This window comes from Dactylosporangium fulvum (assembly GCF_025137375.1).
Classification (GTDB): domain Bacteria; phylum Actinomycetota; class Actinomycetes; order Mycobacteriales; family Micromonosporaceae; genus Dactylosporangium; species Dactylosporangium fulvum.
Genome location: NZ_CP073720.1, coordinates 3820490 through 3841666 on the forward strand (window position 1 = coordinate 3820490; position 21177 = coordinate 3841666).

Annotated in this window: 15 protein-coding genes; 4 read left to right on the top strand and 11 right to left on the bottom strand. The window is 72.2% G+C overall.

Annotated features, from left to right (window positions below; translation table 11 throughout):
- Nucleotides 1–27: 27 nt before the first annotated feature.
- From Dfulv_RS18115 to glgC, 6 genes are all read right to left on the bottom strand, one after another.
- Entirely contained in the window at nucleotides 28–453 is a 426-nt protein-coding gene (locus Dfulv_RS18115; protein WP_259864698.1) for an SRPBCC family protein, read from the bottom strand.
- A gap of 49 nt (nucleotides 454–502) precedes the next feature.
- The gene (glgB, locus tag Dfulv_RS18120) at nucleotides 503–2611 is read right to left on the bottom strand and encodes a 1,4-alpha-glucan branching protein GlgB (RefSeq protein WP_259864740.1); all 2109 of its coding nucleotides are present in this window, start codon (nucleotides 2609–2611) and stop codon (nucleotides 503–505) included.
- A gap of 31 nt (nucleotides 2612–2642) precedes the next feature.
- Complete coding sequence (locus Dfulv_RS18125; RefSeq protein ID WP_259864741.1) at nucleotides 2643–3983, bottom strand: maltokinase N-terminal cap-like domain-containing protein; 1341 nt, start codon at nucleotides 3981–3983, stop codon at nucleotides 2643–2645.
- Nucleotides 3984–4005: 22 nt separating this feature from the next.
- Nucleotides 4006–5745 carry a maltose alpha-D-glucosyltransferase gene (gene treS, locus Dfulv_RS18130; protein ID WP_259864765.1) on the bottom strand — a complete coding sequence of 580 codons (1740 nt, stop codon included), beginning with the start codon at nucleotides 5743–5745 and terminating at the stop codon, nucleotides 4006–4008.
- Nucleotides 5746–5779: 34 nt separating this feature from the next.
- Nucleotides 5780–7960, bottom strand: coding sequence for an alpha-1,4-glucan--maltose-1-phosphate maltosyltransferase (locus Dfulv_RS18135; protein ID WP_259864767.1), 2181 nt, complete (start codon nucleotides 7958–7960; stop codon nucleotides 5780–5782).
- A 114-nt stretch (nucleotides 7961–8074) separates the two neighbouring features.
- A complete protein-coding gene (glgC, locus tag Dfulv_RS18140; protein ID WP_259864769.1) occupies nucleotides 8075–9310 on the bottom strand; it encodes a glucose-1-phosphate adenylyltransferase in 1236 nt (411 codons plus the stop codon).
- Between the two features lie 61 nt (nucleotides 9311–9371).
- Between glgC and glgA the strand changes: the two genes are divergently transcribed.
- Nucleotides 9372–10556, top strand: coding sequence for a glycogen synthase (gene glgA, locus Dfulv_RS18145; protein ID WP_259864771.1), 1185 nt, complete (start codon nucleotides 9372–9374; stop codon nucleotides 10554–10556).
- Here glgA and pcaD read toward each other — a convergent pair.
- Nucleotides 10549–11316, bottom strand: coding sequence for a 3-oxoadipate enol-lactonase (pcaD, locus tag Dfulv_RS18150; protein ID WP_259864817.1), 768 nt, complete (start codon nucleotides 11314–11316; stop codon nucleotides 10549–10551). The genes glgA and pcaD overlap by 8 nt on opposite strands.
- 205 nt (nucleotides 11317–11521) lie before the next feature.
- On the opposite strand from pcaD, the gene Dfulv_RS18155 reads away from it, so the two are divergent.
- Nucleotides 11522–13852 (top strand): ATP-dependent Clp protease ATP-binding subunit, encoded by a 2331-nt coding sequence (locus Dfulv_RS18155; RefSeq protein ID WP_259864820.1) that lies wholly within the window; start codon nucleotides 11522–11524, stop codon nucleotides 13850–13852.
- Here the strand turns inward: Dfulv_RS18155 and Dfulv_RS18160 are convergent.
- The 4 genes from Dfulv_RS18160 to Dfulv_RS18175 all read right to left on the bottom strand — a co-directional run bounded on the left by Dfulv_RS18160 (nucleotide 13806) and on the right by Dfulv_RS18175 (nucleotide 19524).
- Nucleotides 13806–14825 carry a hypothetical protein gene (locus Dfulv_RS18160; protein ID WP_259864824.1) on the bottom strand — a complete coding sequence of 340 codons (1020 nt, stop codon included), beginning with the start codon at nucleotides 14823–14825 and terminating at the stop codon, nucleotides 13806–13808. The genes Dfulv_RS18155 and Dfulv_RS18160 overlap by 47 nt on opposite strands.
- Before the next feature lie 226 nt (nucleotides 14826–15051).
- The gene (locus tag Dfulv_RS18165) at nucleotides 15052–16497 is read right to left on the bottom strand and encodes an urease accessory protein UreH domain-containing protein (protein ID WP_259864853.1); all 1446 of its coding nucleotides are present in this window, start codon (nucleotides 16495–16497) and stop codon (nucleotides 15052–15054) included.
- Complete coding sequence (locus Dfulv_RS18170) at nucleotides 16497–17822, bottom strand: tetratricopeptide repeat protein (protein ID WP_259864856.1); 1326 nt, start codon at nucleotides 17820–17822, stop codon at nucleotides 16497–16499. The genes Dfulv_RS18165 and Dfulv_RS18170 overlap by 1 nt, the downstream gene beginning before the upstream one ends.
- Before the next feature lie 67 nt (nucleotides 17823–17889).
- On the bottom strand, nucleotides 17890–19524 hold the full coding sequence (locus Dfulv_RS18175; protein ID WP_259864858.1) for a DUF4331 domain-containing protein: 1635 nt from the start codon (nucleotides 19522–19524) through the stop codon (nucleotides 17890–17892).
- A gap of 441 nt (nucleotides 19525–19965) precedes the next feature.
- Here Dfulv_RS18175 and Dfulv_RS18180 point away from each other — a divergent pair, with 441 nt between their 5' ends.
- A complete protein-coding gene (locus tag Dfulv_RS18180; protein ID WP_319805801.1) occupies nucleotides 19966–20826 on the top strand; it encodes an RNA polymerase sigma factor SigF in 861 nt (286 codons plus the stop codon).
- A gap of 155 nt (nucleotides 20827–20981) precedes the next feature.
- Nucleotides 20982–21173 (top strand): hypothetical protein, encoded by a 192-nt coding sequence (locus Dfulv_RS18185; RefSeq protein WP_259864861.1) that lies wholly within the window; start codon nucleotides 20982–20984, stop codon nucleotides 21171–21173.
- The last annotated feature ends 4 nt before the right edge of the window (nucleotides 21174–21177 follow it).

The following is a 21177-nucleotide window of genomic DNA, read 5'->3' on the forward strand; positions in this document are numbered from 1 at the left end:
CCAGGTGGCGGCGGGGCCCGACCGCCGCTACCGGGACTCGGACGCCTTGCGCAGGCCCTCGGCCTCCATGTGGACGTAGCGGCGGATCAGGCCGCCGTAGAGCAGGGTCGTCACGCGGGCCAGCGGGCCCGCGAACGACAGCGTCAGCTCGACGTCGCAGGTGCCGTCGCCGTGGTCGGTGATCCAGTGGCCGGCCACGTTGCGGATGCCGGGGGACCGGGACGCCCACTCGAAGCCGGTGCCGTCGGCCTTGGTCACCGTCCACGTCGACGGCGGCAGCTTCGGCTGCTGCACCACGACGGTCTCGCCGACGGTGAGCGGCCCGGTGCCGGCCCGGTCCACCGTGGACACCGACGCGGTCCAGGTCGGCCAGGCCTCGACGGCCTGCACAACATCGTTGATCACGGTAGCGGGGGCGGTGATCCTGACCGTCTCACGGAAGTCGACCGGCATGCGGCCAGCCTACGGACACGGCACACGCCGCCCCGAACCGGGCGGCGCCTCAGCTGAGCTTGAGCCAGAGCGCACCCAGCGGCGGCACCCGCAGCTCGGTGGAGGCCGGCAGCCCGTTCCACGGTGTCGCCTCGGCCTCGACGGCGCCGAGGTTGCCCACGCCCGAGCCGCCGTAGACGTCGGCGTCGGTGTTGAGGATCTCCGTCCAGCGGCCGGCGAACGGCAGGCCGAGGCGGTAGCCCTCGTGCGGGTGCGCCGCGAAGTTCACGACGACCGCGACCACCGACCCGTCGCCGCCCCACCGCAGGTACGAGAACACGTTGTTGCCCGAGTCCTCGTTGTTGATCCAGCGGAAGCCGTCGGGTGTGGTGTCCTGGCTCCACAGGGCGGGCGTGTGCCGGTACGTGGCGTTGAGGTCGCGGACGAGCCGCTGCAGTCCGGCGCGGAACGGGTCGTTGAGCAGGCCCCAGTTGAGGCCGCGCTCCTCGCTCCACTCCTCCTCGTCGCCGAGCTCGCAGCCCATGAACAGCAGCTGCTTGCCGGGGAACGACCACATGTAGGCCAGCAGCGCGCGGGCGTTGGCGATCTTCTTCCACAGGTCGCCGGGCATCTTGCCGACGAGCGAGCCCTTGCCGTGCACGACCTCGTCGTGGCTGATCGGCAGGACGTAGTTCTCGCTCCACGCGTAGACGGTCGCGAACGTCATCTGGTTGTGGTGGTACTGGCGGTAGATCGGGTCCTTGCCGACGTACGTCAGCGTGTCGTGCATCCAGCCCATGTTCCACTTGAAGCCGAACCCGAGGCCGCCGTGCTCGGTGGGGCGGGTCACGCCGAGCCACGCCGTCGACTCCTCGGCGATCATCATGATGCCGGGGTGGTGCTTGTAGACCGTCGCGTTGGTCTCCTGCAGGAAGGAGATCGCGTCGAGGTTCTCCCGGCCGCCGTACTGGTTGGGGGCCCACTGGCCCTGCTCGCGGGAGTAGTCGAGGTACAGCATCGAGGCGACGGCGTCGACGCGCAGCGCGTCGGCGTGGAACTCCTCGCACCAGTACAGGGCGTTGGCGACGAGGAAGTTGCGGACCTCGTTGCGGCCGAAGTCGAAGATGAGCGTGCCCCAGTCCGGGTGCTCGCCGCGGCGCCAGTCGCCGTGCTCGTAGAGCGGCGTGCCGTCGAAGCGCGCGAGGGCCCAGGAGTCCTTCGGGAAGTGCGCCGGCACCCAGTCGAGGATGACGCCGATGCCGGCCTGGTGGAGCCGGTCGACGAGGTGGCGGAACTCGTCGGGCGAGCCGAACCGGGCCGTCGGCGCGTAGTAGCCGGTGACCTGGTAACCCCAGGAGCCGCCGAACGGGTGCTCCATGACCGGCAGGAACTCGACGTGGGTGAAGCCGAGGTCGGTGACGTACTCGGTGAGCTGGTCGGCGAGCTCCGTATAGGACAGTCCGGGCCGCCAGGACCCGAGGTGCACCTCGTAGATGCTGACCGGCTCGTCGTAGGGGCGGCGCTCGGCCCGCTGGGTCAGCCAGTCCGCGTCCTTCCAGTCGTAGGTGGACTGCGTCACCACCGACGCGGTCGCGGGCGGCGTCTCGGCCTGCCGGGCGAGCGGGTCGGCCTTCTCCACCCAATCGCCGTCCGGGGTGAGGAGGCGGTACTTGTACCGCGCCCCGACCTGGACGCCCGGGACGTACAACTCCCAGACCCCGCTGTCGCCGAGGGAGCGCATGGGCCAGCCGTCGTGCGGTCCCCACCCGGCGAAGTCGCCGACGACCCGGACCCCGCGGGCGTTCGGCGCCCACACCGTGAACGCGACGCCGTCGGGGTTGGCCTGCGCGCCGAGGACGGTCCAGAGCCGCTCGTGCCGGCCCTCGCGGATGAGGTGCAGGTCGAGCTCGCCGATCGTCGGCAGGTGCCGGTACGGGTCGTCGGTGACCGTGCCGTCGGCGTCGATCCGGTAGTCGTCGACGGCGCCGGGGACCTCGGCCTCGAAGATCCCCTCTGCGTGCACCCGCGCCATCGGGTGCCGCTCGTCGCCGATCACCACCGCGACGTCGGAGGCGCCGCGGCGCAGCGCCCGGATGACCGTCGTGCCGGCGCCGGGATGGGCGCCCAGGATGCCGTGGGGGTCGTGGGCCCGGCCGGCGATCAGGTCGTCGAGATTCATGGGGTCGGTCACCTTGTCCGTAGGCGGTTCGTCAGCGTCCTGCACTCAGGTCCGAGCCGTTGACCATCCGCTCGATCGACTGCAGCGGGATGCGCAGCCAGGTCGGCCGGTGGCGGGACTCGTAAGCGGTCTCGTAGACCGCCTTGTCCAGCTCGTATGCGCACAATAGGGCCTGGTCGTCGCGCGGGTCGTAACCGGCGGCGGCAGCATAGCCGTCGCAGAAGGCGTCCCTGTTACGGTCGACCCACTGCCGGGCCCGCTCGGCCAGTTCCTCGTCGTCCTCCTGGCCGACGAGCAGGTGGTAGGCCGCGTACTCGTAGGAGCGCAGCATGCCGGCGATGTCCCGCAGGACCGAGTCCGGCCGGCGGCGCTCCTCGACGGGGACACCCGGCTCGCCCTCGAAGTCGATGAGCAGCCACGACTCGGGGGTGCGCAGCACCTGGCCGAGATGCAGGTCGCCGTGGATGCGCTGGGTCCCCACCGGCCCGTCGCCGAAGGTGCGCAGCATGGCGCGGATGCCGGGCAGCAGCCGCGACAGTTCCGGGACGGTCTGCGCCGCGGCCTCCAGCCGTGCCAGCATCGCCTCGGTCGGCGGCGGGGCCGTCCGGGTGCCGAGTTCCTGGGCGAGGGTCCGGTGGACGTGCGCGACGGCCTCGCCGAGGCGCATCGACTCGCCGGCGAAGTCGCCGCCGACCTCGTCGGGGTTGAGGTCGTGCTCGGCGAACAGGTCCCGGGCGCTCGCGGCCGCCATCGCCCAGCCCTCGGCGGAGTTCTGCGCGTATTCGGTCACCATCGCGAGGGTTACCGGTTCGCCGTCGTCGGTGCTGCTCTCGATCGCGCCGAGCAGCCGGGCCACGTTGGGGCAGCCGGCCCGGGCGAGGACCCGGTTGAGCTCCAGGTCCGGATTGATCCCGGCGGCGACCCGGCGGAAGACCTTGAGGATCGCGGCGTTGTCGAAGACGACGCTGGTGTTGCTCTGCTCGGCGCCGCTGACCCGCGCCGGCGCGTCGACGGGCAGCGCGACGCCAGGCTCGGGCGCGAACCGCAGGCCGTCGACCACCGCGCCGGTGTCGATGAGAGCCAGCAGCCGCTGGGCGGAGTGCTCGTCGTACAGGGCGTCGGAGCCGGCCCGGTCGCCTTCCGAGCCGATGAACGCCGCCGCGGACAGTTCGGCGGCCACGTTGAGGTCCCAGCCGACGAAGACCTGGTAACGCTCGGTGCCGCCGTCCTCGTAGCGGGCGTCGAGCAGGACGTGGTCGAGCCCGTCGGGCAGCGGCGTCACCGCGGTCGGCTCGACGGCGGCCAGGATGCGGTTGCGTCCGGCGTACCACCGCTGATGCGGCAGCCAGTCGGTGAACGGCAGTGACGTCATCGTCGGAATCTCCTAAGACTGCTCACTGGGGCTGCTCGGAGGGCTGGACCAGCTGGAACCAGTAGAAGCCGTGCCCGGGCAGGGTCAGCAGGTACGGCAGCTGCCCGATGTTCGGGAACTGGACGTGGCCGGTCAGCTCGATCGGGGTGTACCCGGCCCACTCTTGCAGGTTGAGCTCGATCGGCTGCGGGAAGCGCGAGAGGTTGTTCACGCACAGCACGACGTCGTCGCCGTGGATGCGCACGAACGCCAGGATCGACGGGTTGGAGCCGCCGAGCTCGCGGAACTGGCCGGCGGCGAAGGCCTCGTGCCGCCGGCGCACCGCGAGCATCGTGCGGGTCCAGTTGAGCACCGAGGTGGAGCTCTCCTTCTGCGCCTCGACGTTGACCGACTGGTACCCGTAGACAGGGTCCTGGATCACCGGCAGGTACAACCGTCCGGGGTTGGACTGGGAGAAGCCGGCGTTGCGGTCCGGGGTCCACTGCATCGGGGTGCGCACGCCGTCGCGGTCACCGAGCCAGATGTTGTCGCCCATGCCGATCTCGTCGCCGTAGTACAGCACCGGCGAGCCGGGCAGCGACAGCAGCAGCGCGGTGAACAGCTCGATCTGGTTGCGGTCGTTCTCCAGCAGCGGCGCGAGCCTGCGCCGGATGCCGACGTTGGCGCGCATCCGCGGGTCCTTGGCGTACTCCGCGTACATGTAGTCGCGCTCCTCGTCGGTGACCATCTCGAGGGTCAGCTCGTCGTGGTTGCGCAGGAAGATGCCCCACTGGCAGTTCGCCGGGATCTCCGGGGTGTGCGCGAGGATCTCCGAGATCGGGAAGCGGGACTCGCGGCGGACCGCCATGAAGATGCGCGGCATCAGCGGGAAGTGGAACGCCATGTGGCACTCGTCGCCGCCGGTCGCCGGGTCGCCGAAGTACTCCACCACGTCCGCCGGCCACTGGTTGGCCTCGGCGAGCAGGACCCGGCCCGGGTACTCGTCGTCGATGACCTTGCGGCAGCGGCGCAGGAACTCGTGGGTCTCCGGCAGGTTCTCGCAGTTGGTGCCCTCGGTCTCGAACAGGTAGGGCACCGCGTCGAGCCGGAAGCCGTCGATGCCGAGGTCGAGCCAGAACCGCAGCACGTCGATCATCTCGCGCTGGACCTCGGGATTGGCGTAGTTGAGGTCCGGCTGGTGCGAGAAGAACCGGTGCCAGTAGAACTGCCGCCGCACCGGGTCGAAGGTCCAGTTGGACTCCTCGGTGTCGACGAAGATGATCCGGGCGTCGGCGTAGCGGGTGTCGGAGTCGCTCCACACGTAGTAGTCGCCGTAGGGCCCGTCGGGGTCGCGACGGGACTCCTGGAACCACAGGTGCGAGTCGGAGGTGTGGTTCATGACCAGGTCGGTGATGACCCGGATGCCGCGCTTGTGGGCCGCGTCGAGCAGGGCGACGAAGTCGTCGACCGTGCCGAACTCGGGCAGCACCTTGTAGAAGTCGCGGATGTCGTAGCCGCCGTCGCGCAGGGGCGAGTCGTAGAACGGCGGCAGCCAGAGACAGTCGACGCCGAGCCACTGCAGATAGTCGAGCTGGCTGATGAGGCCCTTGAGGTCGCCCGAGCCGTCGGCGTTGGAGTCGGCGAAGGCCCGGACGAGGACCTCGTAGAACACCGCTCGCTGGAACCAGGTGGTGTCGGCGGGCAGCACCCGCGCCTGACCGAAGTCGCTGGACGACGGGTGCTCGACCATGCCGTCCGCGACGTGGGTGCCTTCGTCCGTCATGTTGGTACCTACCTTGCTGCTGTTGCCGGTGCTGTCAGCGGTGGCGGTGCACCGTGAACACGTGGGCCGGCTCGTACAGGGGATCGAGCCGGACCGCGTTGTGCTGTCCCCAGTCGAAGGTCGCGCCGGTGATCTCGTCTTGCACCGTGAACCGCTCGTGCCAGTCGAAACCCAGCGCGGGCATGTCCAGCGTCGTGTTACCCCACTGCACGTTGTGCGAATCCAGCGATACCACCACGAGGACGGTGTTGTCGCTGTCCGGGTCGCGCTTGGAGAAGCAGAGCAACTGCTCGCTGTCGATGCCGTGGAAGACGGTGTCGCGCAGCCAGTGCAGGGCCGGGTTGGCCTTGCGGACCGCGTTGAGGCGGCGCAGATACGGCGCCAGGGACTCGCCGTCGTGCTCCTTGCCGATCCAGTCGCGGGGCCGCAACTGGTACTTCTCGTTGTCGAGGTACTCCTCGGAGCCCGCCCGGGCCACGTGCTCGAACAGCTCGTAGCCGGCGTACATGCCCCACGACGGGCTGAGCAGGCTCGCCAGCACCGCGCGGATCTTGAACATCGGCGGCCCGCCGTGCTGCAGGTGCTCGGGCAGGATGTCCGGCGTGTTCGGCCAGAAGTTGGGCCGCATGTAGTCGGCGGCGGCGATGAGCTCCTGCACGTATTCGCGCAGCTCCCACGCCTGCACGCGCCACGTGAAGTACGTGTACGACTGGCTGAAGCCGATCTTGCCCAGGCCGTGCATCATGGCCGGCTTGGTGAACGCCTCGGCCAGGAACAGCACGTCGGGGTCGACCGCCTTGACCTCGTCGATGAGCCAGTGCCAGAACCCCACGGGCTTGGTGTGGGGGTTGTCGACCCGGAAGATCTTCACGCCCTGCGCGACCCAGTGCAGCACGACCCGGAGGATCTCGGCCCGGATGCCCTCCGGGTCGTTGTCGAAGTTCAGGGGATAGATGTCCTGGTACTTCTTGGGCGGGTTCTCGGCATAGGCGACGGTCCCGTCGGCCCGCGTGGTGAACCACTCGGGGTGCTCGGTGACCCACGGGTGGTCCGGCGCGCACTGCAGCGCGAGGTCCAGGGCGATCTCGACACCCGCCTCGCGGCCGGCGTCGACGAACGCCCGGAAGTCGTCGAGCGTGCCGAGGTCGGGGTGGATCGCGTCGTGGCCGCCCTCCGCCGCGCCGATCGCCCACGGCGAGCCGACGTCCTCAGGCCCGGCGACCAGCGTGTTGTTCGGCCCTTTGCGGTTGACCCGGCCGATCGGATGGATCGGCGGCAGGTACACCACGTCGAAGCCCATGTCGGCGACCTGCCGCAGCCGCGGGACGGCGGTGCGGAACGTGCCGTGCGTGACGGGCTTGCCGCGCTCGTCGACGACCGCGCCCTCGGAGCGCGGGAAGAATTCGTACCACGCGGAGAACAGCGCCCGCTGCCGGTCGCACCAGATCGGCAGCGGCTCCGACCGGGTCACGTGCTGGCGCAGCGGGTGCCGCCACAGCACGTCGGTCAGCCCGAGGGCGGGGGAGACCCGGGCGAACAACGGGATGCCGGCGTCGGCGAGCGCCAGGGCCGCGCCGGTCACCCGGTCCCGCTCCTGCTCGGGCACGCCCTTGGCGGCCTCGTGCAGCAGCGCCGAGCCCTCGGCGAGGTCGTTGGCGAGGTCCTCCAGGCCCTGACCGGCGGCGATCTTCTTCGACACCGCGTCGTGCCAGGTGAGATACGGGTCGCTGAACGCCTCGACGGCGAACGTCCACCTGCCGACCGCGTCCGGGCGCACCTCGCCGAACCAGCGGTCGGTGCCCGGCGCGCCCGGCCGCATGCGGGCGAACGGCCCCTCCTGCCCGTCCGGGCCGATGAGGACGACGTTGCAGCCCATCATCGCGTGGCCCTCGCGGTAGGAGACGGCGGAGACCGGGACCCGCTCGCCGACGACGGCCTTGGCCGGGAACCGCCCGCCCTCGATCGACGGCGTGACCTGCTCGATCGGGAACCGCTGGCCGAGTCCGAGCTCGTCCCAGGGCCAGCCGGCGGCGGACCCGGCGGCGTCGGCCGCCGCGTCCGCGGGCCGGGTGGACGCCCGGAAGCTGGCGGCCGGCGACTCGGCCGTCTCCACGGTGTCCTCCGTGGCGAGGGCGACTTCGGTATCGGTGGGTTTCGTCGTGGCGATCTCGGTCTTGAGGGCTTCGGGCGCGTGCTGCTCCGCGGGGTTACCCATGATCCTCACCGTATCGAATCCGCGCCGGGTTGGCAGGGTTGTCAGGTGTTGTCCGGTATCACAGCCGGTATCGCGACGGTGTCACGACCGGCAGGCGGTCGGCGCGTCACGCCGCTACGGCTCGATGCGTTGACCCTTGCCGATGACCACGATTCCCCCGTCGGACACGGTGTACCGCTGCCGGTCCCGTTCCAGGTCGACGCCGATCTCCACGCCCTCCGGCACGATGACGTTCTTGTCCAGGATGGCGTTGCGCACCACGGCGTGCCGCCCGATGTCGACGCCCTCCATGAGCACCGCACCCTCGACGTGGGCCCAGGAGTGCACGCGGACGTTCGGCGAGACCACCGAGTTCTCCACCAGGGCGCCGGAGATGACCGCACCCGGGGAGATCATCGAGCCGACCGCGCGACCGACCCGCTCGCCCCAGCCGTGCACGAACTTCGCCGGCGGCCACGGGCTGTTGCCCGTGAAGATCGGCCACTCGAAGTTGTACAGGTTGAAGATCGGCTGCACCGCGATGAGGTCCATGTTGGCCTCGTAGTACGAGTCGAGCGTCCCCACGTCCCGCCAGTAGCCGCGGTCGCGGTCCGAGCTGCCCGGCACGACGTTGTCGCTGAAGTCGTAGACGGCGGCCTCGTTCTTCCCCACGAAGAACGGGACGATGTTGCCGCCCATGTCGTGCTTGCTGCTCGGGTCCTGCGCGTCGCGGGTCACCGCGTCGATCAGCGCGTCGGTCGTGAACACGTAGTTGCCCATCGACGCGAAGATCTCGTCGGGGGCGTCCGGCAGGCCCTTGGCGTCCTTCGGCTTCTCCCGAAACGCGCTGATCTGCTGCCCGCCGGCGCCGACCTCGATGACGCCGAACTGGTCGGCGGTGGACAGCGGCTGCCGGATCCCGGCCACCGTCGCCGCGGCGCCCGACTCGATGTGCCGGCGCACCATCTGCTCCGGGTCCATCCGGTAGATGTGGTCCGCGCCGAAGACGATGACGTAGTCGGGCCGCTCGTCGTTGATGAGGTTCAGGCTCTGGTAGATGGCGTCGGCCGACCCGGCGAACCAGCGCGGGCCGAGGCGCTGCTGCGCCGGCACCGGCGTCACGTAGTTGCCGAGCAGCGTCGACATCCGCCAGGTCTTCGTGACGTGCCGGTCCAACGAGTGCGACTTGTACTGCGTCAGCACGACCATCTTCAGATAGCCGCCGTTGGCGAGGTTGGACAGTACGAAGTCGATCAGCCGGTAGATCCCGCCGAACGGCACCGCCGGCTTGGCCCGGTCGGTGGTCAGCGGCATCAGCCGTTTGCCCTCGCCGCCGGCGAGGACGATCGCGAGGACCTTCTTGGCAGCCATGGCGCAGACGCTAAACGTGTCCGGCGTGTTGCGCCAGACGAACGGCATTATGGTTTGGGACGTGCGTGTAGACCTGCTCACTCGAGAGTATCCCCCGGACGTCTACGGCGGCGCGGGCGTGCATTTGGAGTACCTTGCGCGCGAGCTGCGCAAGCTCCCGCTGGACGTGCGCGTCCACTGCTTCGGCGCGCCGCGCGCCGAGGCCGGGGTCACCGGCTATGCCGACCCGGCCGGCCTCGCCGGCGCCAACGCGGCGCTGCGCACCATGGGTGTCGACCTGGAGATGGCCGCCGGCTGCGCCGGGACGAGCATCGTGCACAGCCACACCTGGTATGCGAACCTGGCCGGCCACACCGCCAAGCTGCTCTACGGCGTCCCCCACGTCGTCACCAGTCACAGCCTCGAGCCGTTGCGCCCCTGGAAGGCCGAGCAACTCGGCGGCGGCTACGCGCTCTCGTCGTGGATCGAGCGGACCGCCGTCGAGGCCGCCGACGCCGTCATCGCCGTCTCCGCCGGGATGAAGGCCGACGTGCTGCGCGCCTACCCGGCCGTCGATCCCGACCGGGTCCACGTCGTCTACAACGGCATCGACACGGAGCAGTACGCGCCGGACCCGGCCACCGACGTCCTGGAGCGCCTCGGCATCGACCCGCAGCGCCCGTCCGTCGCCTACGTCGGGCGCATCACGCGGCAGAAGGGGCTGCCGTATCTCCTGCGTGCCGCCCGCCACCTGCCGCCGGACGTGCAGCTGGTCCTGCTGGCCGGCGCTCCGGACACCCCGGAGATCGCCGCCGAGGTCACCGGCCTCGCCGGCGAGCTGCGCGAGCACCGCCAGGGTGTCGTCTGGGTCCAGGAGATGCTGCCCAAGCACGAGGTGATTCAGGTCCTCAGCCACGCCACGCTGTTCGTCTGCCCGTCGATCTACGAGCCGATGGGCATCGTCAACCTGGAGGCCATGGCCTGCCAGACGGCGGTCGTCGCCACCGCGACCGGCGGCATCCCGGAGGTCGTCGCCGACCGCGAGACCGGCCTGCTCGTCCCGATCGACCAGGTCACCGACGGCTCCGGCACCCCGCTGGACGAGGCGAGGTTCGTCGCCGACCTCGCCGACGCCATGAACGAGCTGCTCGAGGAGCCGGCCCGCGCGGCCGAGTTCGGCCGGGCCGGCCGCCAGCGGGCCGTGGACCACTTCTCCTGGTCCGCGATCGCCGACCGCACGCTGGCGGTCTACCAGGCGGTCAGCTGAGCACGTGGTCCAGCACGAGGTGGGCGACCGCCTCGGGCTGCTCCACGTTGGCCAGGTGGGCCGCGTTCGGCACCACCGCCAGGCGGCTGCCGGCGATTCCGGCGTGGATGACCTCGCCGTGCTCGGGTGGGGTCGCCGGGTCGTCGGCGCCGGCGACGACGAGCGTCGGCGCGGTGATCCTCGGCAGGTCGTCGCGCAGGTCCATCCCGGCGATCGCCTCGCAGCAGCCGGCGTAGCCCTCGGCCGGGCCGGCGGCGATCATCGCCCGGAAGGGCGCGACGCGGGCCGGCAGCGCCGCACGGTACCGCGGCGTGAACCAGCGGCCGAGGACCGCGTCGGCGATGCTGCCCATGCCTCCGGTGCGCACCTGCTCGGCCCGGGCCAGCCAGCCGTCGGCCGGCGGCAGGTGCGCCGCCGTGCAGATCAGCACCAGCCGCTCGATGCGCTCCGGCGCGTGCGCGGCCAGCCACATCCCGACCATCCCGCCGAGGGAGAGCCCGCAGTACGACGCCCGCTCGATGCCCAGCCGGTCGAGCAGCGCCAGCACGTCCCGCCCCAGGTCCTCGATGCGGTACGGGCCGGGCGGCACCGGCGACCCGCCGTGCCCGCGATGGTCGAACCGGACCACCCGCAGCCGCTCGGCGAACGCCGGAAGCTGGGGACGCCACATGTCGAGGTTGCTGCCGAGCGACCCGCCGAGCAGCAGGGTCGGCGCACCGAGGCGGCCGCTGGTGCGCTGGAACAGCGTCGTTGCCGTCACGGCATCCTTCTATCACTCTCCGGGTCGGCGGCGGAAAGCCGGTGACGGTAAGGTGACGAAGGGCAGTGCGCCTGCCCGAGCCACACGTCGCCCGCACGGCGGCATGGCCAAGAGGCTTCGACTCAGCGCATCCACCTTTCCGTGACGGTTGGCGGGTGCGTTGCTCGTGTTGCCGGGAGCGGCCCCGCCGGAAGGCGTGATGGCGATGTTCGAACGATTCACCGACCGGGCCCGCCGGGTCGTCGTCCTGGCCCAGGAAGAGGCCCGGATCCTCAACCACAGCTACATCGGCACCGAGCACGTCCTGCTCGGGCTGCTCCACGAGGGTGAGCGCGCCGGGGAGGGCGGGGAGCCCGGTGGCGCCGCCGCCGACGCCCTGCGTCACCTCGGCATCTCCCTCGACGCCGTCCGCCGCGAGGTCGAAGAACTCGTCGGCACCGGGCGGCAGGCACCGGGCGGGAACATCCCGTTCAGTCCCCGGGCCAAGAAGGTCCTCGAGCTCGCCCTGCGCGAGGCGCTCCAACTCGGCCACAACTACATCGGCGCCGAGCACATCCTGCTCGGCCTGATCCGCGAGGGCGAGGGCGTCGCCACGCAGGTGCTGATCCGGCTCGGCGCCTCCCTCGGCGCGGTCCGGGCGCAGGTCGTGCAGGCCCTGTCGGGGCACCCGTCGCTGGACGACGCGGCGTCCGCCGCCTCGGCGTCCTCCTTGAAGACGCCGACCGGCAGCCCCGTCCTCGACCAGTTCGGGCACAGCCTCACCGACGCCGCCCGGGCCGGCGACCTCGACCCGGTCATCGGCCGCGACGCCGAGATCGAGCGGGTCGTGCAGGTGCTGTCCTGCCGGCGCAAGAACAACCCTGTCCTGACCGGCGCGCCCGGCGTCGGCAAGACCGCCGTCGTCGAGGGCCTCGCCCAGCGGATCGTGGCCGGGACCGTCCCCGCCGCGCTCGCCGGCAAGCAGCTGTACTCGCTCGACCTCGGCTCGCTCGTCGCCGGCGCCCGCTACCGCGGCGACTTCGAGGAGCGCCTGCGCAAGGTGATCAAGGAGATCCGCACCCGCGGCGACGTCATCGTGTTCATCGACGAGCTCCACACGCTCGTCGGCGCCGGCGCGGCCGAGGGCGCCATCGACGCCTCGTCGCTGCTCAAGCCGCTGCTGGCCCGCGGCGAGCTGCGGACGATCGGCGCGACGACCCACGAGGAGTACCGCCGGTACGTGCAGAAGGACGCCGCCCTCGACCGCCGTTTCCAGCCGGTGGAGGTCGCCGAGCCGACGCCCGCGCAGACGCTGGAGATCCTGCGCGGCCTCCGGGAGCGGTACGAGACGTTCCACGGCGTCTCCTACAGCGACGCCGCGCTCGAGGCCGCCGTGTCGCTCGGCGACCGGTACGTGCCGGACCGCCACCTGCCGGACAAGGCGATCGACCTGCTCGACCAGGCGGGCGCGCGGGTGCGGCTCGGCGGCGGATCAGCCCCGGTCGACCAGGACCGTGTCGATCAGGACCATGTGGCGTCGGTGGTCGCCCAGTGGACCGGCATCCCGGTGCAGCGACTCACCGAGGGGGAGACCGCCCGGCTCCTGCGCATGGAGGACGAGCTGCACTGGCGCCTCGTCGGCCAGGACGCCGCGGTCCGTGCCGTCGCCACGGCGATCCGCCGGGCCCGCGCCGGCCTCGCCGACCCGCGCCGCCCGACCGGCTCGTTCATCTTCGCCGGACCGTCCGGCGTCGGGAAGTCGTCCCTGGCGAAAGCGCTCGCCGAGTTCCTCTTCGGCAGCCAGGACGCGCTGATCCAGCTGGACATGTCCGAGTTCCACGACCGGTACACGGTGTCCCGGCTGGTCGGTGCGCCACCGGGATACGTCGGCCACGACGACGGCGGTCAGCTGACGGAACGGGTGCGCCGCCGGCCGTGCTCCGTCGTGCTGTTCGACGAGATCGAGAAGGCCCACCCCGACGTCTTCCACACCCTGCTGCAGATCCTCGAGGACGGCCGGCTGACCGACGGCCAGGGCCGGGTCACCGACTTCACGAACACCGTCATCGTCCTCACCACGAACCTGGGCACCCGCTTCGCCGCGGCGGCCGGCTTCGGCGACCGGGCGTCCTCCGCGGCGCAGGAACTGGTGCAGGACCTGCGGCAGCACTTCCGGCCCGAGTTCCTCAACCGCATCGACGAGACCGTGGTCTTCGACCCGCTCACCACCGCCGACCTGCTGCGGATCGTCGACCTCCTGGTCGAGCGGGTCGCCGCGCGGCTCGCCGCACGCGGGGTGACCCTGGCGCTGACGGCGGCGGCGCGGTCGCGGCTGGCGGCGACCGGCCACGACCCGCGTCTCGGCGCGCGGCCGCTGCGCCGCGCCGTGCGGCGGGAACTGGAGGACGAGCTCTCGGCGCGGATCCTGCGCGACGAGCTGGCCGCGGGCCGGACGGTCCTGGTGGACGCCGGCCCGGACGGCCTGGTCCTCACCGTGTCGGGCTCGCCCGCTACAACACCAGCGCCGGAGCGTCCGACTCCTGTCCCGGCAGGATGACGATCTCCTCGGGCTTGCAGGTGCGGGTCGCGACCTCGCCGTCGATCCGCACCTCGTAGCCGGTCGGCGGGCCGTCCGGCCCCCAGCAGGCGCCCACGACGGTGCCCTCCGCGCGCGGACTGTCCACGGTCCGCACGCGGGTGCCGGGCGCGTGCCCGTCGTCGGCGATCACCAGCAGGGCGTCGAGCACCTGCCGCACCCCCGCCCAGGGCGCCCTGACGACAAACGGCTCCCCGGCGGCGTCCTCCCCGGGCGTGACGAACGCGCGGTAGGCCAGCACCAGCAGATCGGCCTCGTACCGCACCCGCCACTCCCGGTCGTGCTGGGCCTTCACCAGGGCGGCCTCGATCCGCCGCCACCGTTCGGCGACCCCGCTGTCGAGGACCCGCCGGGCGGCGCGGTCGAGATCCGCGCAGACCGCGTCGACGGCGGTCTCCTCGCCGAGCTCGGCGGTCCAGGCGAGGTCGAGCGCCGCCGGGACCAGCCCCGGGCTGTCGTCGGCGACGACGAGATACACGAGTGCGAGCAGCTCGGCCCGCCGCTCCCCGGCATAGAACGTGTCGTCGAGCCCGGGCGGGAACCGCTCGACGAGATGCTCGGCCCTGCCGCCGGGCAGCCGCCCGGCCCGCCGCGCGTCGGCGAGCTTGACCTCGGCTCCGCGCGCCTCCCGGGACACGATCGTCCACCGCTCCCCGTGGCCGACCCACGCCGGATACACGGTCCGGCCCGCGTTCCCAAGCGTCTCCCCGGCCCGCAGCCGGGCGGCCTTGAGCTGCCGGGCCGCGACGGAATATGCCACACCGGCCTGCGCGGCGTGCGCCCGCACCGCGCGTCGCCGGGCCCGGTCCGGTCGCGGTTTCCGGCCAGGCTGCTCCGGGATGCTCCCGCCGGACGGGGTCTGCTCGGCGCCTGTCTCCGCGCCCTGTCCGGGGTCCTCTGCGGCAGGGGTGCCCTGCGGTGTTTCCTCGGCCATCACGAGTCCTCCGGCGTCGACCCACGCTCGCACCGATCGGACGGCGAGACTCCCGCCGGGCATCCTGCACCGATGCGCTGAGTCGGGGACCCTTGGCCTCGTGCACGGCCGGCGTGGGCGGCCGTGTCGGGCGCAGGCAGGCGCACTGCCCAGGGTCAGGATACCGCGTCCCACCGCCGCCCCGCAGCAGGCGACGGCGGGACGTGCGGAGGGTGGCGATCGCCGCTCAGAGCGTGACGAGCGACCGGACCGCGAGGGCCGACCCGACGACCAGCACGAGTGCCGCGGTCCCGGTGGGCGCGAGGCGGGTGAACCAGGCCAGCCGGCCACCCAGCCGCCCACCCAGCCGCCCACTCAGCCGGAGCCTGCCCGCCCACCGGTCGCGGACCTTGATCAGCAGCAGGCCGGCGGCGGTGAGGACGGCGGCCATGCCCAGGCCGTACGCGAGCACCAGCAGCACGCCGAACCACGTCCGCCCCAGGCCGACCGCCCCGAGGAGGACGACCAGCGCCGACGGGCTGGGCACCAGGCCACCCGCGACACCCATCCCCACGATCGCGAGCCGGCTGGGGCGCCCGCCGTGGTCGTGCGAGTGGGAATGGGAATGGGAATGCGGATGAGGGTGGTCATGAGCATGGGAGTGCGCCGCCTGCTTCCGGCGGGACAGCAGCATCCCCAGGCCCACCGCCGCCACCAGCGCGCCGCTCGTCACACCCAGCCAGCCGAGCACCGTCTCGCCGGCCAGGCCGGCCGCCGTCGTCAGCAGCAGGCCCAGCACCAGCACCCCGCCGGTGTGGGTCAGCGTCACCGTCGCGCCCACGGTCAGGGCGTCACGCGGGCGGCCGCGGCGGCCGGCGAGGTACGCGGCCATCACCGTCTTGCCGTGCCCCGGCAGCGTGGCGTGCGCGCCGCCCAGCACCAGCGCCAGCAGCACCGCGAGGGCACCGACCCACGGGGTCAGCTCGCGCGTGCCGACCCAGCCGCGCAGCGTCGCCTCCGCGCGGCCCAGCCGTCCGGGGAGGACGGGGGCCGCGACCGCGGTGTCGCCGGGCGAGGCGGCGGTGCTGCCGCCCGGCTCCACCGTCAGCCGCGCCGACCGGACGTCCGGCGGGGAGCTCAGCAGGTCGTCGGGGTAGCTGCGCAGCCCGTCGCTGCGGCTCTTGGCGGGCAGCGGCGGCGACACCAGATGTACCCCCGAAGCCGTCGCCGTCAGCTCACGCCACCCCACCCGGTCGGTCCGGTAGCGGTTCTCCACGTCCACGGTGGACGGTGCCGCCAGCGGGGCGGGCGCGGACAGCGTGCACTCCAGGCGGCTGGTCCGCAGCCCGGCGCTGCCTTCGGTGTACGTGTACGACGAGGTCCCGACCGTCCAGGCCAGCGGCGCACCGCCGACCCGCACCGAGAAGGCTCCCGTCAGGGCCGAGCACTCCCGCGCGGCCCAGGCCGGTGCGCCCATCGAGTCCACCGTGGACTGTTCCTGCAGCGTCGGCAGCTCGGCGAGGTCTACGAGGGCCAGCACGTCGACCCGCGACGGGTGGAACGTCAGCGCGCCGAGCTGGTTGACGGAGAAGTTGCCGAGCGGGTGGGCGTGCGCGGGGCCGGGTGCGAGCAGCACGCCGGCCGGCACGACGGTGACGACGACGGTGCAGAGCAGGACGAGAAGGCGGCGCATCACGGCTCCAGCGAGGCGAGGGCGCGCTCGGCGATCGGCGCGTCGACGGGGGAGAACTTCGGGTTGAGCGACAGCGCGAGCTGCAGCTGGATGCGCGCCGTCGCCCGGTCGCCGTTGGCGAGCGCGATCATCCCGTGGTGGTAGGCGAGCGCGGCGTCGACGCGGCCCAGCGCGCCGGCCTGCCGCACGAACGGCATCGCCTCGGCGGGCCGCCCGGCCTGCAGCAGGCTCCAGCTCAGCAGGTCGGCCACGTCGGCGAACTGCCGCCGGTGCCACTCGTTCATCGCCAGGTCCACGGCCTCGGCGGGCCGGTCGGTGGCGAGGGCCAGGGCCGCGGCGCCGAGATCGTCGGTGCCGCCGTTGGCGGTGAACAGCTGATGCGCGGCCTGCGCGAGGCGCAGCGCCGGCGCCGGGTCACGGCCGGCGAGCCGCAGCAGGCCGGCCTGTTCGAGCAGCACGTCGACGGTGGGCGTGCGCGCCACGACCTTCTCGAGGTCGGCGAGCGCGGCCTCGAGGTCACCCACGGCGGCGTCCAGCCTGGCCTTGAGCTGCCAGAGTCCGGCCGTGGCCCCGGCGGTGACCTCGGCGGTGGCTTCGGCTGTGCCATCGGATGTGGCCAGCCCGAGCGCCACGTGCCGCGCCGTGGTTGTTGTGTCGCCCGCGGCCCACGCCAGCCCGGCCAGGTGCTGGTGGCAGAACGCGACGTCGGCCGGCTCGGTCGCCGTCTCCAGCGCCCGCTCCATCAGCGCGATCGCCTCGGTCCGCCGGCCGTGCTGTTCAAGATCATAAGAGCCGCGGGTGTACGAGCTGAGGCCCGGCTTCAGGTCGAGCATCCGCTGGACGGCGGCGGTCGCCTCGGCGGGGTGGCCCAGCTGCGTCTCGGCGTCGGCGAGCACGCCGTACGCCGTGGCGGAGTACGGGTTCACGACGAGCGCCTGCTGCGCGTGCCGCTTCGCGCCGGCGAAGTCGTGCCGGGCGTTGGCCAGGGCGCCGAGTCCGGTGAGCGCGGGCTCGTTGCCCGACGGGCGGACCTCCAGCGACTTGCGCAGGGCGCCCTCGGCCTTCGGGTAGTACGCGGGGTCGGCGCCGATCCGGGACTGCTCCAGATACGCCTCGCCGAGCGCCGCCCAGGTGGTCCAGTCGCCCGGCACCGTGCGCAGCCGCTCCCGGTAGGCGTCGATCGAGGCGACCAGCCTGGTGGTCGCCGGTGGGCGGTCGACGAACGTGGCCGTGCCGGGGGAACGCTCCGGCAGGCCGGCGACGGCGCCGAGGCCGAGGAGCAGCGCGGCCGCCGGTACCACAACAAGAAACGCATGCAGTCGCACTGCATCCTCCTCGGGTCGGGGTGCCCGGGGCGGGTCCACAGTGGACCCGCCCCGGGCGGGGAACCGGCTAGAGCCGGGTGGTGCCGCGGCGGCGGCGCCACCAGCCGACGAACATCAGGGTGCCGAGGCCGGCCGCGACGGCCGACGTGCCGACCGCGACGGCGGTCATGCCCATGCCGGACTCGAAGGCCGACGGCGTCGTGTCCGGGGCCGCCTCCGCCGACGGGCTCGTCGCGGTGCCGCTGCCACCGGTCGTGGCTCCGGCGCCCGTGCCGCCACCGTTGTTGACCGACTCGCTGTTCGGCAGCGCCAGGTACGGGAACTCGGCGCCGAACGTGTTGTCGTTGGCGTCGACCTTGTCGCCGGCCGCGAGCGCGTCGACGAGCTTGCCGGTCTGCGCCGCGCCCTCGACGGCCTGGACGGCGATGTCGACCGCGTCGTCGGTGAGCCGCCGGCCGTTCGGGAAGCCCTGCAGGTCACCGGCGAGGACACCGAGCCGGTTCGGCTGTGCGGTCACCGGCACGGACAGGTTGAGCCGCAGCATCTCCGCCGGGCGGAACCTGCTCGCGTCCACGTCGGCGTTGTTGAGCTGCGAGTTGAGGTCCGCCTTGATCGGCCCGCCGGCCTTCGTGGTGATGCCGGTCAGGAAGATCTCGATGAGGTCGTTGCGCGGCGCCGGGGGCGCGGGCACCTTGTAGATGCCCTCGATGAGCTTCGGCAGCTCCGGGTCGGTGACCCGGGCCACGACCGCCGGGATGTCGGCGTCCTTGTCGGGGCTGATCGAGTTGAACGCGTCCTTCAGCGACGCGGGCACGACCACCTCGTTGACCAGCGGGTTGCCGAGCCGGGACACCTGGACCCGGTCGCCGCCGACGGCGGCCGGCTGGCCGGTGACGCGGGTCTTCGCCCGCTCGGTCGTGGTCCAGATGCCGATGACCGGGTTGCGCTTCGCGTCGCCCTTCAGGGCCACGTCGGAGAACGGGACCTGCAGGGCGATCGTGTTGACGTTGAACCCGGCGAGGGTGTCCTGGCCGACCTCGCTCAGGTCCCCGCCGTACAGCAGGTCGAACACCCGCAGGTCGAGGAAGAACGGGTCGTCGGCCTGGCCGGCGAAGACGTTCCAGCCGCCCGGCAGGCGCTTGTCGGCCTCGCTGCGCAGCTTGGCGTAGTCGGGCATGGTGGCCTTGCCGACCCGCGACGGTGCCACCGGGGCGCCGGTGACGCGGGTCTTGAACGGCTGGCCGTTGAACGACGACTCGAGCGTGTAGGTCTGCCGGAAGAGCAGGTTCTCGTCGTCGATCGAGGTGACCGGGCCGTTGGCGTAGAGGAAGGTGTTGCCGCCGCGCTTGTCGACGTTCTGGAACGTCCACCGGAAGACCGCGTCGGCCTTGGCGTCGCCGTCGTTGTCGACGTTGATGTTGTAGACGGCGTCGGTCGCGAACGGGTAGAAGTTCGGGCCGCTGTGGGGCTCCTCGAACGGCTGCCAGTTGGCGATGAACGTGACGTAGCCGGCACGCTCGGGGCTGACGAACGCGTAGAGGTCGGTGTTGTCGACGGCCGGGTCGGCCGCGATCAGCGGGGCCTCGCGGTGGCTCGACGCCGCTGAGGTGGCCGGCCCCAGGCCGAGGAACGCGACTCCGGCCGCCGCGAGGGCGGCGGCCGCGGCGCGCCACCGGCGACCGGCAGGGGTTGCAGTGCGCATGTCCGTGGTCCTCCCACATCGATGGCGGTCCGGGCTGTCGAACCGCCTGCGGGAGGACTTCGGAGCCACTGCGCTCGATGGCTGGTGAGTGTGAGATACCGGTCACTGAGCAATCCGCGCCGGCCGCGGCGCCGAACCGGTATTTCGGCGGTTCGCAGGTCGCGGCTTTTGCCGTGTGGCAATTTCTTGTACAGTCGACACGTCCCACCGATGTGCGCGGGTCCGTCCAGAAACGGCGGCCAACCTGCGGCGTGGCGACACCGGAGTTCTCCGCCGGCGCTCAAGACACGGGTGCCTCTCGCGTCGAACCTGACCGGTCCTGACGAGCCTGCCCTCTTGAGCCTGCCTTCGTGCCTGCGCTGACGAGGTGCCCGCTCGATCACCCACCGAAACCCTCATCCAGGGCTTCCGTCGTGGCATCGATCGAAAGGCTGATGTGTCGTGACTGTCGATATCGAGCACACCGTTCCCGTCCGGCCCACCGTTCCCACCGGGCACAGCGCCCCCGCGGGCCGGCACACGCACGCCCCGTCGCGGGCCAACCGGGAGACCGACGCGCAGGCCAAGGCGCTGCTGTCGCTCATGGCCGACCTGCCCGCCGGCGCGGACCGGGACCGGGCCCGCACGCGGCTCATCGAGCTGTACATCCCGCTGGCCGAATACCTCGCCCGGCGCTTCCGCAACCGCGGCGAGCAGTTCGACGACCTCGTCCAGGTCGCCAACCTCGGCCTGATCAAGTCCGTCGACGGCTACGACCCGACCCGCGGCGCCGCGTTCACCAGCTACGCGATCCCGATGATCGTCGGCGAGGTCAAGCGCCACTTCCGCGACAAGGGCTGGGACGTCCGCGTCCCCCGCCGGCTCCAGGAGCTGCGGCTGGAGATCAGCAAGGTGACCGGCGATCTCGCGCAGGACCTCGGCCGGGCGCCGACGGTCGCCGACCTCGCCGCCCGGCTCGAGGTGAGCGAGGAGGAGGTCATCGAGGGCCTGGAGTGCGGCCAGGCGTATCGGGCGCTGTCGCTCGACGCGCCGGTCGGCGACGCCGGTGACACCGGCGCGGCGGGCCTCGGCGACCTGCTCGGCGGCGAGGACCCCGACATGCGCAACGTCGAGAACCGCGAGGCGCTGCGGCCGCTGCTGGCCAAGCTCCCCGAGCGCGAGCAGAAGATCATCGCGATGCGCTTCCACGGCAACCTGACCCAGTCCCAGATCGCGATCGAGCTCGGCATCTCCCAGATGCACGTCTCCCGCCTCCTGGCCGGCGCGCTGCGCTCGCTGCGCGAGCAGCTGAGCAAGGACTGAGGCGGGGGCACGGACGATCCGGGGGCACGGACGATCCGGGGCACGCCCGCCGGCCGCGGGCTCACCCACACGGGTGCCATCCCCTGCCGTCTTCGCGTGGCCGCGTCCCTGCCGGGCCGGCGACCCCTACCGTTGTCGGCGAGGGGGTGGGCGAAATGGGTAAATCGCCGGAGTTGAAGTGGGTCCTGCGGCCGGACCGGAGCGGCGCCGACCACGCCGCGCTCGCGGAGCACGCGGGCAAGGAGATCTACGCGTTCGGCGACACCGACCCGGCGGGCCGGGTCGAGGTGACGCTCACCGACGGCACCCGGGTGCGCGTCCGCCGCTCGGAGCTCATTCCCTGCTGAAGGG